A 12,608-nucleotide genomic window follows, 5' to 3' on the forward strand; every position below is an offset into this window, starting at 1 on the left:
AGTAAGTAATATAAGCGCTCTACGAACGTTATTGATCGCTAAGACTGAAGACGTCTGTATGGATCAATAGACTTTATCGGCTTCTTTTACTTGTGTTTATCAAGTCTTGCTCAGTTCCTCCAGTAAGGACATCATTTTTTCGCTGGCGGATTCCATCAAGCTTAAATGTTCCACAACTTTTTTCTGATCGCCATTTCTGGAGGCTTCCAATGCCGCAACTCCGTGGTTGTGTATCTCTTGATGCGGAGTATGGAGTTTTTTGAAGGCGGGTTTTTGACCAACAGGCGTGTGATTTTGCTGGTCGCACCATTGACCCAATCGGCAACTGTGGTGGTTGGTAAATTCACTGATAGATTTCGACGATTCACCAGAAACGCAAGCATAGACGTCTCCCTTCCACACAATATGATCGAGTTTAACGGTCTGTATAAAAGACTTGTGTGCTGATTCGGTGATTGTGTTGGTGATCGACTTACAGTTATCAACGATCAAAGAATAGTGCTGGTTTAGGTTGGTAACCCCTGAAGAAAGCTCTTCGTTGTTGGATTTGATTTCATCAACAGAAACCACAGCAGACTTGGTCGAATTAATGATGTTTTTGACCAACTCTGAAACTTCACTCGCGGATTTATTGGTTTCGTTAGCAAGCGATCTCACCTCATCGGCCACCACACTAAAACCCCGTCCTGAATCACCGGCGCGTGCGGCCTCGATAGCTGCGTTTAAAGCGAGCAAGTTGGTTTGATCGGAAATGCTTGTGATAGTCGATACGAAATCGTTGATGCTTCCCGCGGTATCTGAAAGCCCGGCAATACTGGTTGTCATGCCAGACATACGATGCCCCATTCCTTGCATTGAACGAATAATATCGTGGAGAGACGTTGAGGAAACGTCGAACAAGTTATTGATACTGGCTACCGTGGTTGTCTGCTTCTCTACGCGTTCAAAAGACTCGAACGCAGTTTGACGAATACCACTGATTTGGTAGAGCGATCTCAACAGGTTGTGAATAAGTTGATCTTTGAATAACGATTGTGGTGAGCTGCCTGAATCATCCGCTTGCACGCTGAGAGCTTGGTTTTCCATCCGCAATGACGATAACTCGTCTTCTAGTTCTCGGATCTTTCGGCTTAACTGCTCATTTTCGGATTGTTGTTTCGTGAGCGACGACGCTAGTACAAACATTCGTTGGCTACCTTGGCGCAAGAGAGATGAATAGTAAGCGTAGTCGTTAAAAGCTATTTATGCCTGTTTTTCGGTTTTCTAGGAGAAGAGGTGTAGATCAGTAATATCGCATTGAATCTAGGGGTGAGTTTAGATCGGAATCAGGCGGAAGGCGTTCATCAGGCAGGGCACTAAAACTGTATTTTGTTCACGCCTGAACAAAATGCGCGCTCTGTGCAGTTGCTCGCGATTATGTGATCTTCTAAAGCAGCGCCCTTTACATTGGGCGCCAAACGCATTGCCTTAACTTTGCTGGCTAGAAAGCTTTAGTTCAAGTGCTGTAACGAGCGCTTCTAATTCTTTGACTCGTGCTTCTGTTTGTTCCAGTACCTTGGTTTGAGCATCGAATTCAACTCGGCTTACTAATTTGTGTTCTTGGATGACTTTCTCAATGATGGAGTCGAATACAGGATTAGAGAGAGGATTCGGTATTTTATTAATTAGATCTTCAAATGGATTCATAAACTGAGGCCGAATGTCATCGTTAATAGGAAGTTGGCTATTATGTCATTATGCCTGCGGTTTTTAAAAACGTTCGCTACCAATGTTTTCGCAATACAGTAAGGTGTTAGCAACTCCAAGAGTCGTAGGTAATTGAAGTTGAGAAGAAAATGGAAAGCGCGTTTTAACTTTTGTCCTTTGATTAAATCATGGCGGAGTTAATGAGAGCTCTTTTAGGTAAACAGTATTTGGTTTAGGTAAACAGTTTTTGGGCGTATTTGCGGGCTTGGTTTTGGTGAGGTTTTTTTGGATATAGCTCAAGCTATCTAATTATTTTTCATGAGTGTTTAATTTTCTGATTTAGTTCATAAAGTATTACTGCCCTGAATTGGCTGATCAAATCATTGATTTGCATTATTTTGGTGCTTCCTATTTGCGGTTTCCCTTCAAGATATCTTTCTAAATTCTAAGAAAATTAAAGTTTTTTGAGTTTTTAGAAGAGATTTGATCACAAAGTGACCTTTTTTGGTGATGTTTTGATTTGATGGATAGTTCCATTAATGAAAAATCTACTGGTGAAAATACCAAACTCTTTGTTTATAGTTCACACGCACTGTAAATGTACTTGTACGTGATATTTGTCGCAATTTAATGCATTTCGTTATAAGCATTACCAATATGGGCGCGCCCGCAGTGGTGAGAACATGGCGGTAAGTCTTTGTAATGCATGAAAAAAGTGCTTTTGGCATGTCAAGTGCTAAATCGGTGAGCGGGCTGATTATCTCACTTCTTTTAGAAATACTCGGTCAAAATTACAAGATCAAAGAGCACACTTTTGGAGACTCAACGAATGAAATTGGCAAAAAGTTTGATGGCTGGAGCTGTCGCTGCTGTTGTATTGGGTTCAACAACTGCCATGGCAGAAGTAAGTACCAATATCGGTTTATCAAGCGACTACGTTTGGCGTGGTGTCACTCAAACCGCAAATGGTGCTGCAATTTCTGGTGGTATCGATTACACAGACGAAAGTGGCTTCTTCGCAGGTACTTGGTTATCAAATACTGACTTCGGCAGTAACGAAGTGGATTTGTACTTAGGTTACGCCGGTGAAGCTGGTGATTTAGGTTATAGCGTTACTTATAACTACTACTTGTACCCAACTACCGACGATATTAACTTCGGTGAAGTCTTACTTGATTTTAGCTACAACATATTCAGCGCTGGCGTTGCTTACACTGTAAACAGCGAAGTTGATGAGCCTGAAAGATTTGTAGAAGGTGACGTGCACTACTACTTCGGTGCAGGTTTTGATCTAGGTAACGACTGGGGCTTGGGCCTTACTTACGGTTACTACGATTTCGACCACGACGGCGATGCTGTTTTAGATGAGCAAGGTGTAGGCAGTTACGGTTACTTCCAAGTTGATCTATCTAAGTCATACGGAGATTGGGGTGACATTACCATTTCTCTAAGCGACGCTGACGAAGAGTCTGGTGAAGAAGATCCATTAGCGTGGATTTCTTGGACCAAAACTTTCTAAGTTATTTGCCGCGCTTTTAGCGCGGCATTTTGACCCCTAGCGATTGCAACATTCAAAACTCTAATTTTTTAGAGAGAGATATAAGTTCGGATGTGGTGGTGCAGACTCAGGTCAACCGAACCTAACATCGATGAAATTGTTCGCGGGGCTAACAAGTTTTCGCAATGGGTGGTTGCTTCCAAATATTGCACCAACTGTCTGAGCAACAATCGAGCGTTTCACGCTGGCAAACTTAAAGCACATTTTTAGGGGATAAATATGAAATTAGTTACCGCGGTTATCAAGCCGTTCAAATTGGACGCTGTTAGAGAAGCTCTATCCGATATCGGTGTTCAGGGTATTACGGTTACTGAAGTGAAAGGCTTTGGTCGCCAAAAAGGTCACACCGAGTTATACCGCGGCGCGGAGTATGTTGTTGACTTCCTGCCGAAAACCAAACTCGAAGTAGCGGTTTCCGATGATCAACTAGAAGCAGTTGTTGAGGCCGTTAGCAAAGCCGCTCACAGCGGCAAAATCGGAGATGGCAAAATCTTCGTTTCAAACCTAGAACAGGTTATTCGAATTCGTACTGGTGAGTCTGGCGAAGACGCGCTGTAAGCAGCTAGTTAATGCTGAATTTTGTTTTAAAAAATCGATAAATTGGAGCCTTGGGGATCTGCTATGGAAAACAATGTTTATGAACTCCAGTACGCTCTGGACACATTCTATTTTCTTGTGTGCGGAGCGTTAGTGATGTGGATGGCGGCGGGTTTTGCCATGCTGGAGTCAGGCTTGGTTCGCGCCAAAAACACCACTGAGATTTTAACTAAAAACGTTGCGTTATTTGCGATTGCTTGCACCATGTTCTTGGTGTGTGGCTATGAAATAATGTACTCAGGTAACAATTTTGGATTTTTCCTATCGGGTATTGGTGGTGATGCAGGGTTAAGTTATGCCAACGCGGCTGACTTCTTTTTCCAAGTTGTATTCGTTGCAACCGCAATGTCTATTGTTTCTGGTGCTGTTGCTGAGCGTATGAAGCTTTGGGCATTCTTGTTGTTCGCAGTTGTTATGACCGGTGTTATCTACCCAATGGAAGGTAGTTGGACTTGGGGTGGTCAGCCTGTTTTTGGTCTGTTCCAAATCAAGGGTATGGAAGATGCAACTAACTTCCAAGACTTCGCTGGCTCCGGTATTGTTCATATGGCGGGTGCTGCGGCAGCTCTTGCAGGTGTTCTAGTACTTGGTCCACGTAAAGGCAAATACGGCCCTAACGGCACAATCAATGCGATTCCTGGTTCAAATTTACCTTTAGCTGCTTTAGGTATGTTGATTCTATGGATGGGTTGGTTTGGATTTAACGGCGGTTCTCAGCTTGTAGTTTCTACCAAAGCTGATGCGGCTGCAGTTGCTAACATCTTTCTAAATACCAATGCTGCCGCTGCTGGTGGTTTGATCGCAGCGCTTTTGGTAGCTCGTATTATGTTTGGCAAAGCTGACCTTACTATGGCGATAAACGGCGCTCTAGCTGGTTTGGTTGCCATTACTGCGGGTCCAGACACTCCATCTCCTCTAGTTGCTACCATTATTGGTGCTGTTGGTGGTGTGATCGTATTCTTCTCAATCTTGGTTTTAGACAAGTTGAAAATAGACGATCCTGTAGGTGCTATCTCTGTACACGGTGTAGTTGGTCTTTTCGGTCTACTTGTTGTGCCGTTAACTAATGGCGACTCATCTTTCGGCATGCAGATTCTTGGTGCACTTACCATCTTCGTTTGGGTATTCGTAACCAGCTTGGTTGTTTGGTACATCATCAAATTAATCATGGGTGTTCGCGTAAGCGAAGAAGAAGAGTTTGAAGGTGTTGATATCTCTGAATGTGGTATGGAAGCGTACCCTGAGTTCACTGGAAAATAATTTCCCATTCTGCAAAAAAAAGCCCGCTTAATGCGGGCTTTTTTGTTCTAACATCTCAGTGTTTTTAAACACAACTTTAATCTAGATCAGTTAAATTATTCATCAGTACTATTAGATAGTAGTTGAATAGATCGTAGTTGAATCTGGCTTCTGATTTGAAGCTATTTAAAAGATTGGATTTAGGAATTAACTGGTTGTGGGTCGGTCGTACAGGCAGTCCGTTGTTGCAAGACTGGAAATCGGAGATAATTCTGTAAGCGCACAATCCCCGGTTCTGGAAATCGCGTCATTGTATGTTAAGGTTTAACAAATAGGCGCATAATATTGTTACCAACGCTTAAACTTCGGACAGTGCGTAAGGCCAAACAAGTAAGAAAAATTACTATAAAGGATACATAAATGAAGTTGATCACCGCTGTTATCAAGCCATTTAAACTCGATGATGTACGCAGTGCTTTGTCTGAAGTCGGTGTACAAGGTATGACCGTAACCGAAGTGAAAGGATTTGGTCGCCAAATGGGTCACACCGAACTCTATCGCGGTGCTGAGTATGTGGTTGATTTTCTGCCTAAGGTAAAAATTGAACTGGCCGTTGATGACTCTGTGGTCGAGCAAGCGGTGGACGCGATTACTAAAGCTGCGCAAACTGGTAAAATTGGTGACGGTAAAATCTTTATTACCTCACTTGATGAGATTGTACGTATCAGAACCGGTGAAACTGGCGCAGACGCGGTTTAACTTCGGTACCTACCTGCTGCTTCCCGTAACCTGCGGGAAGCTTTATCTACCTTTACGTCCCAAAAGACGTCCCTTCTTTTTGCGCATTAAATCGTCTGATATTCAGGATTTTTTCTACTCGCCGTTAATATTCGAAGACTGCTAATATCGCGTTCTTACTCAGGTTTTTAGATATACATTTTTTAGCTTTTTATTATGCTTTTTATAAATAAAAAAACTAAAAAATATCGATGAAAACTGAGTAAAAATTCCAAAAGTTGCGCTATAAATACTGTTCTTAATACCAAGCACTCATATTTGTAACCGCTTATTTGTATTTTAAAAGGTGATATATGGTCGACGAAGCTGTAGATGAATTCGAAGATGATTCTGCGGACATTGAAGCCGGCTCTGATGATGATCTATCTGAGTCTGCATCCGAATCTGAATCAGATAGCGACTCTCATGACATAGATGTTGATTATAGTTTGACGGCGAAAGAGAAAGAACGCCTAGAACTTCAACAGCAAATTGAAGAATTTCTTTCTCGTGGCGGAAAAATCAATCACATTGAGTCTAATGTGAGTGGTGATCCTCCACAAAAACCTTCGAGTAATTACGGTAGCCGACCGATATAGTCACTCGTTGCCACAGATAGGCATTTTTGCTTATCTGTGGCGGTCAGTTCTCTAGTACTCTTGGCAAGCAACGATTCAGCACTTCGGCAATATAGCTTAAAAACAAAGTGCCCATGCTGGAGCGGTAATAATTGGGGTCTGAGTTGGCAATGGCGAGCACACCCAACGGGTATCCATTTGATAGTGGTGTTACTGCGCAGGAGCCAATTTGAGCGTAGTTCTTTGGGAAGAGCTCCGCAAGGTCTTCAGGAGAGAATTGCCCACACAGAGTTTTGTTTAGGCGGACAAATCTGGGTAACATTCTTTGCGCACTTTTTAGCGACATTACACGCGCTGGACCGATCCGCTCATCTCCCGAGTCTGAAAACACGATTAAGCTGGTGTATTGCACTCGAAAGTCACTATCGAAACTGTAGTGAAGTGCATCAACTAAATCGCCGAGATCTTCTGCTTCAAGTAAACCTAGAACCAAACGTCGAGTCTTATCAAACAAGATATCGTTATCGCGGGCATTTTCGACAAGATCATTCAGTCGGTGGCGCAGTTCAACGTTTTTATCTCGCAGTACACTGATTTGTTTTTCAATCAACGAAATTGCCGAACCGCTGTCATGGGGCAATCGTATGGACTGTAACAGCTGAGAGTACTCAATAAAAAAATCGGGATTCTGTTTTAAAAACTCAGCAACCGTAGCCGGTTGCAACGTATTTGGGTCTAGATTCTCGCTCATATTCTTACCTGGCCATGGTATACGGTAACCGCAGGTCCGGTCATATAAAGAGGGTGGCCTACACCTTGCCACTGAATTTTTAGATCACCGCCTCTTAGGTGTACGGTCACATTGTTGTCGAGCTTGCCTTGCACAATGCCGCAAGCAACCGCGGCGCAAGCGCCTGTGCCACAGGCTAAAGTTTCGCCAACACCGCGTTCAAAGACGCGATATTTCACTTCGGTTCGTGACATTACTTGAGCAAAGCTAACGTTCACCTTTTCTGGAAAATCTGGGTGGCACTCTAGCTTAGCGCCAAGGGTTTGAACCGGAGCTGTTTCTGTATCATCAATAAATAATACCGCGTGTGGATTGCCCATTGATACCGAACCGATCTCGTATTGCTGATCATCTACGATGATTGGGTAGCTCGTTAACTGTTCGGGAGCGGCAAATGGGATCTTGCGAGGTGCCAAAATGGGTTCACCCATATTAACCCGCACGGTTTCATCTTTATTAACTTCCAAAATCATGACTCCGGCACAAGTCTCTACCGAAATTCTCGATTTGCCGGTGAGTTTTCGCTCGCGAACAAATTTTGCGAAACAGCGAGCGCCGTTACCGCAATTTTGTACCTCACTGCCGTCAGAGTTGAAGATGCGATATTTAAAATCGATGTCAGGAGTGGTTGGGTGATCAACGACGAGCAGTTGATCGCAGCCAATACCAAAACGACGATCACACAGTTTTCTAACGTTCTCGGCGGTTAAATTTGGGCGCTGACTGATTGCATCGATCATGACAAAGTCATTACCCAAGCCATGCATTTTAGTAAATCGAATTCTCATGATTAGGCGTTACCAACCAATTCGCCACGAATAATATCGTCGAAGCTTTCACGCTGGCGAATAACTCGCGATGTGTCACCGTCAACGAGCAGCTCGCAGGCTCTGGGCCGACTGTTGTAATTTGAACTCATGCTAAAGCAATAAGCGCCAGCACCAAACATTGCCAAATAATCTCCCGCAGCGATTGCTAGGGTTCTGCCTTTTGCTAAGAAGTCTCCGGTTTCGCAAACCGGGCCGACAATATCCCATGTGTCTGGTGTCGCGTCACTGGATTGTACCGGACGAATTTCTTGCCACGCTTGGTAAAGCGATGGTCGGATGTTGTCGTTCATCGCAGCATCAACAATAGCGAAGTTCTTCTCGGTGGTAGGTTTTAAGTATTCTACTTTGGTAACCAAAATACCGGCGTTGGCGACAATAGCTCGACCCGGTTCAAGCATCAGACTTACTTTTAAATCTTTAAGCTTGGCAAGAATTGGCGACAGGTAATCTGCAACCGCAGGAGGAGTTTCGTCTTTGTAGGTAACACCCAAACCACCGCCTAAATCGATGTGTTTTAATACAATGCCATGATTTTTTAGCTGCTCAACCAGTACGAGAATTCGATCGGTCGCGTCTAAAAACGGAGTCGCTTGTGTTAGCTGCGAGCCAATGTGGCAGTCGATACCGACAATCTCAATTCCAGGAAGCGCCTTTGCTTTTAAATATACGTCGATGGCGCGATTGAACTCGATACCAAATTTATTTTCTTTAAGCCCCGTAGAAATGTAAGGGTGTGTTTTCGCATCTACGTCGGGATTTACACGCAAAGAAATTTTTGCGGTTTTGCCTTCACCGACGGCAACATCACTCAAACGCTCAAGTTCGGCCTCAGATTCGACATTAAAGCACGCAACACCGACCTCTAAGGCGCGTTTCATTTCTTGTACCGACTTACCCACACCAGAGAACACGATCTTGGCCGGATCGCCGCCAGCTTTGAGAACTCTCTCCAGCTCACCCAATGAAACAATATCAAAGCCACTGCCGAGATCGGCCAGAACTTTCAAGATAGAAAGATTGGAGTTAGCTTTAACGGCGTAACAAGTCAGTGATGGAAAGTCACCCAGTGCGTTTTTAAATTCATTAAACGCTTGTGTGATAGCCGTTTGGCTGTAGATGTACAAAGGTGTTCCGTAGGCTTTGGCAAGTTCAGCGACAGATAGGTTGTCTACGAACAGCGCACCGTTATTCTCGGTGAATTGGGTCATGATTAATCCGGTAAAGCAAAAAGTTCAGGTCTAAATAAGTCTGGGCAAAACGTTATTTTGAGGTGGTTTTTGGTGTTTCTGGTTTGTCTTCGGGTAAATAAAGCGGGCCGGTTTGGCCACACCCAGACACTACAACGCAGTACACCAGCACGGTTGTCGCCAATGCGAGCCGTTTAGCGAACGTTAAACGCATATTTCGAATGCTGGAGAAGAAATTCTTAAACATGTTTTGATGACCACAAAAAATAGCCTCAAAGTATATCAAACGCGCGACAAATGCGCACAATTTGGATGCGGGTTAAGCAATCAGATCTGTGGATTATTTATGGTATGACCGAACCGAAAGGAAGAAAGAATTGCAGAAATACTCACTTTCTCTGTAATTTCAGTAGCTTACGATAAGTTGTGTTAATAACACATTTCGGTATTGTGGCAACTCGGGACTGATCAACGTTTTTGTGCAATGAAAGCTAGCGAACCAGAGTGGAGTTAAGTTTTTGCTCAATATCGTTTTTGACCATCAAATAATGACTTAACAGCAAATCGCCACCGTGATTAATTTGCTCGCGACACAGAGAAATATCCACGTCGGATAGGTAGCAAGGATAGTGTTTATCACCTTTACGCTGAGACAAAATAAATTGTCGAACCGCGGCCACTTGCTGTTGAAGACTGCCGGAAAACTCAAATTGATCGCAAAACAGGCGATAGTGCAATTGATCTGAACCCAGTGGTTCGACAATGGCTTTAACTTCAAACTCCGAAAACGTGGGCGCCCGATGGCTCAATTCCATAGGTTCACAATGATCCCATTGATGATTATTTTGCACGAGCTTATGGAAGCTAATTGGATAATCACAGGCGAAGGGAGTTGCGGCAATATCGGCTCTGCGGTCACTCAACAGAGGTTGTTTGTTCAAAACATTGGTGATGAAGTGTCTGATGGAATGCAGCAGGTTATCTAGGTGGCCAAAGGGAAACTGCAATTGCAGCATGCTCTTGTTGTTATCCACAAAGAATACGCGTGCGCGATGCAGCGCCAACGGCATCACAAAAACATGAATACCTTCGTTCTGACTGTTTTCGATGACCAGCCTTATAGGTGATGTTGGCAACGTGTTGCGATCAAGAGCCAACACCGAATTTTTACTTTGAGGTCTTTGCAGGCCAGCGTTAAGTTGGTCGAGACTGTTGAAGGTGTCTACGTGAGGTTTATTGGGGAAAGAGCGCAGTACATGGTACTTACCACCGGTTTGAAAGACATAACGTAAGCCAACCTCTGGGCCGCGTTGACGCTGGCGGTGCAGTTGCTCCAGTAGGTCTTTTAAAAATACCTTAAGACGGTCGCAAATGGCGTAGTTAAACTCTCCATGCGGGCTTTGTACAAAAACCTCCGGAGCACTTTGTTCAACGGGCTGATTGTAGTGAATCTGCAAATAGCGTTTTGCCAGTTCTGACACGGCGTTTTGCGTGAAGCTTTGACAAACGACCTCGTTCCAACTGTTCACATACACAAGCTCAATGGTTTGAACGATATTAAGATGATCTTTGCCGTAGCTGAAAACATCTTTCGAATCGGCATTGCTGCGCTGATCTTTACTCAGCTCTACCGTATTCGATAGGTTCGCAAATACCAAAAATTGCGTAACCGTAGGAAATGTTAAAAATTGCGTGTGTTTTGGTTTTACCAATGGCAACGGAATACACGCTTTGAGCGCACTCATAAATTGTAGAATGTGGCTTTGTTGTAAGCTTTTATCGCGAACAATAACCTCAGCTTCCGTTGTATAAACCCCGTTTAAATAACACCAGCAAAGCAGCTCGCTAAGGCTGTGAGTTTGCTTAAGCAAAAAGTTAATGGTGGGTGAGGTGGTCTTGGTTGGTAGACCAAACACTTGCCAAGAATCGACGGTGTCGGCGTGTTCTGTCCGCTTGAACAGTAAAAAGCGCTCGCTGATGTCAGCGGAAATATCTGGGTTAATTAATTCTATCTTGCCGGCGCGGCGATCAAAGGCAGCATTGAGCTTTCTACCCAGAATGCTCATCTCTTCTTGCGTAACAACACTTTCTAAGCCCAGGCGTGCGCTAAAATCGCAAATGTAGCGATAACTGCGATTGAGCTCCTGCACCAGATTTTGCTTTTCAAGATTAGTCTGATTAGCCTTCCATTTGTTACGCGCGTCTAAGCGTGCTAATTGCCGGTGTTGCCAACCCCAGCCGTGCACGAGTTCTTGCAGTAATCGCCATTGCCAACCAAGAGAGGAAGGTTTTTGCGTTAGCGGACAATGCGCTAAAAAATACAAACTACGGCGCACCAACTCTAAGCGTTTGCGTTCTTTTCTGCCTTTTAGATAGTTATCGACACGCTGATAGAGTGCCAAATAAGGATCGAGTCGATTTAAATGCGTCTCGCCTTCGTAGACCTTTTCTTTAAATTCGATCCCCAAACTTTTAATTCGTGGAAATTCGCTCAAATAGACTTCTAACAACAACAGTTTTAGCACCGATTTGTAGGGTGCTTCTATGCCTTTAAAGAGCTGCCAAATTCCGGCGCCCACAAATTCTTCTACGGGAACGCTGGCAATCGATCCAAAATCGATAACATCGTTTTTATCTACAATACCGGTTCTTATCAGGCTTTGACTAAAGTGATCGTAGTGACCTTCAAATTGGGGTGGAACAAACCACCACATGGGCACGCGGCCACCGAGCCAAATGGCGGAACGATAAAACTCGTCGAGCAGTAAAAACTGCTGACAGCTACCGCTGGATTCATTATCTAAATCGGCAAGATTGCCGGTTTTAAAGGCGTCGCTCGACATTACAAAGCAGTGCAGCTCAGCGCCGAAGGCCTCCGCCCAGCGGCTAATGCGATCACCTTTTTGTTGCAGCAGTTTTCTACCGTTGTCATCGAGTTGCGGAGAATGGCAAATCCACAAATCGATATCGCTGCGTCCACCATGAATGATGCTGCCTACACTACCCATCACAAACAAGGCTTGAATTTGCGCATCGTGGCTGGGTTCTTCGAACGAAAAATCGTTCGCTAAACGTTTAATAGCGAGCTTGTTACGATTGGTGATCGAAAAACCGTGCAGACCGGATGGCGTGTGAGAGCCCACATACCCAGGCAAAGCGGGATGATTGTAGTGAAACAGCGCCGCCAACGTGTCGAGAACCACCTGCTGGCGTTCGTTTAATTCCAGACGCGTGCGCGCCAACTTTTCTTCGCTGATGGCAAGAAAGCGGTTTTTTAGCTCGGTGATACGTTTTGCATCTAAACCGTGCTGAACCTGTGGGTTGGCGATGGGTTGATTCATAAGTGTGAATCTGTTTTGTGCACGC

At 44.3% G+C, this 12,608-nt stretch carries 12 protein-coding genes; 5 read left to right on the forward strand and 7 right to left on the reverse strand.

Translation table 11 applies throughout. The features are described from left to right. Positions 1-99 precede the first annotated feature (99 nt). Both ACYQ28_RS00285 and ACYQ28_RS00290 read right to left on the reverse strand, forming a co-directional pair. The gene (locus ACYQ28_RS00285) at positions 100-1,185 is read right to left on the reverse strand and encodes a methyl-accepting chemotaxis protein (protein WP_460047251.1); all 1,086 of its coding nucleotides are present in this window, start codon (positions 1,183-1,185) and stop codon (positions 100-102) included. Positions 1,186-1,467: 282 nt separating this feature from the next. Then, on the reverse strand, positions 1,468-1,686 hold the full coding sequence (locus ACYQ28_RS00290; RefSeq protein WP_460047252.1) for an accessory factor UbiK family protein: 219 nt from the start codon (positions 1,684-1,686) through the stop codon (positions 1,468-1,470). Positions 1,687-2,515: 829 nt separating this feature from the next. Between ACYQ28_RS00290 and ACYQ28_RS00295 the strand changes: the two genes are divergently transcribed. The 5 genes from ACYQ28_RS00295 to ACYQ28_RS00315 all read left to right on the forward strand — a co-directional run bounded on the left by ACYQ28_RS00295 (position 2,516) and on the right by ACYQ28_RS00315 (position 6,456). Continuing rightward, positions 2,516-3,205 carry a TorF family putative porin gene (locus ACYQ28_RS00295; RefSeq protein ID WP_460047253.1) on the forward strand — a complete coding sequence of 230 codons (690 nt, stop codon included), beginning with the start codon at positions 2,516-2,518 and terminating at the stop codon, positions 3,203-3,205. Positions 3,206-3,463: 258 nt separating this feature from the next. Further along, entirely contained in the window at positions 3,464-3,802 is a 339-nt protein-coding gene (glnK, locus tag ACYQ28_RS00300) for a P-II family nitrogen regulator (RefSeq protein WP_460047254.1), read from the forward strand. A gap of 63 nt (positions 3,803-3,865) precedes the next feature. Beyond that, complete coding sequence (locus tag ACYQ28_RS00305; RefSeq protein ID WP_460047255.1) at positions 3,866-5,101, forward strand: ammonium transporter; 1,236 nt, start codon at positions 3,866-3,868, stop codon at positions 5,099-5,101. Positions 5,102-5,500: 399 nt separating this feature from the next. Then, the gene (locus ACYQ28_RS00310; protein WP_460047256.1) at positions 5,501-5,839 is read left to right on the forward strand and encodes a P-II family nitrogen regulator; all 339 of its coding nucleotides are present in this window, start codon (positions 5,501-5,503) and stop codon (positions 5,837-5,839) included. A 332-nt stretch (positions 5,840-6,171) separates the two neighbouring features. Further along, entirely contained in the window at positions 6,172-6,456 is a 285-nt protein-coding gene (locus tag ACYQ28_RS00315) for a hypothetical protein (protein ID WP_460047257.1), read from the forward strand. A 43-nt stretch (positions 6,457-6,499) separates the two neighbouring features. Here ACYQ28_RS00315 and ACYQ28_RS00320 read toward each other — a convergent pair whose 3' ends face one another. The 5 genes from ACYQ28_RS00320 to ACYQ28_RS00340 all read right to left on the reverse strand — a co-directional run bounded on the left by ACYQ28_RS00320 (position 6,500) and on the right by ACYQ28_RS00340 (position 12,583). After that, positions 6,500-7,186, reverse strand: a complete 687-nt coding sequence (locus ACYQ28_RS00320; protein WP_460047258.1) for a DUF484 family protein — start codon at positions 7,184-7,186, stop codon at positions 6,500-6,502. Then, positions 7,183-8,013, reverse strand: coding sequence for a diaminopimelate epimerase (dapF, locus tag ACYQ28_RS00325; RefSeq protein WP_460047259.1), 831 nt, complete (start codon positions 8,011-8,013; stop codon positions 7,183-7,185). The genes ACYQ28_RS00320 and dapF overlap by 4 nt, the downstream gene beginning before the upstream one ends. A 2-nt stretch (positions 8,014-8,015) precedes the next feature. Continuing rightward, positions 8,016-9,263, reverse strand: coding sequence for a diaminopimelate decarboxylase (gene lysA, locus ACYQ28_RS00330; protein ID WP_460047260.1), 1,248 nt, complete (start codon positions 9,261-9,263; stop codon positions 8,016-8,018). 52 nt (positions 9,264-9,315) lie between these two features. Further along, the gene (gene lptM / locus ACYQ28_RS00335) at positions 9,316-9,489 is read right to left on the reverse strand and encodes an LPS translocon maturation chaperone LptM (protein WP_460047261.1); all 174 of its coding nucleotides are present in this window, start codon (positions 9,487-9,489) and stop codon (positions 9,316-9,318) included. Positions 9,490-9,733: 244 nt separating this feature from the next. Further along, complete coding sequence (locus ACYQ28_RS00340; protein WP_460047262.1) at positions 9,734-12,583, reverse strand: class I adenylate cyclase; 2,850 nt, start codon at positions 12,581-12,583, stop codon at positions 9,734-9,736. Positions 12,584-12,608 lie beyond the last annotated feature (25 nt).

The sequence above is a fragment of the Sessilibacter sp. MAH1 genome, assembly GCF_054658315.1.